Source organism: Staphylococcus sp. EG-SA-2 (assembly GCF_017152085.1).
On record NZ_JACYHC010001041.1, the window covers coordinates 1 to 778 of the forward strand.

Consider the following 778-nt stretch of genomic DNA (forward strand, 5'->3'; position numbering starts at 1 on the left):
CAACATCAGAAAAATCAAAACGCTTATATCAAGCGTATAAAAAAGAGAAACAATTTGAAGTCAAAATACAAAACGAGGCGCATCAACATCTGGAAGGTAAGTTTGAAATTAATCGTTTGTATAAAGATGTTAAAAACGTTAAGGGTGAATACGAAACGGTTGTCATGGCATGCACAGCAGATGCTTATTATGACACACTACAGCAATTGTCGTTAGAAACTTTGCAAAGTGTCAAACATGTCATTTTAATTTCACCGACATTTGGATCGCAAATGATTGTGGAACAATTTATGTCTAAGTTCAGTCAGGATATCGAAGTGATTTCATTTTCAACTTATCTTGGCGATACACGTATTGTTGATAAAGAAGCACCTAATCATGTGTTGACAACAGGTGTAAAAAAGAAATTGTACATGGGATCGACACATTCAAACTCAACAATGTGTCAACGAATCTCTGCTTTAGCTGAGCAATTGAAGATTCAATTAGAAGTCGTTGAATCGCCACTGCATGCTGAAACACGTAACAGTTCGCTTTATGTGCACCCGCCACTATTTATGAATGACTTTTCATTGAAAGCCATTTTCGAAGGAACGGATGTACCGGTTTATGTGTATAAGTTATTTCCTGAAGGACCGATAACGATGACATTAATCCGTGAAATGCGTTTAATGTGGAAGGAAATGATGGCTATTTTACAAGCATTTAGAGTGCCGTCAGTCAACCTGCTTCAATTTATGGTGAAGGAAAATTATCCAGTACGTCCTGAAACTTTGGA

General features: G+C 36.8%; 1 pseudogene. It reads left to right on the top strand.

The annotated features are described in order from the left end of the window. Positions 1–778, top strand: a pseudogene (cntM, locus tag IDG60_RS17710) (staphylopine dehydrogenase CntM); the annotation flags it as partial.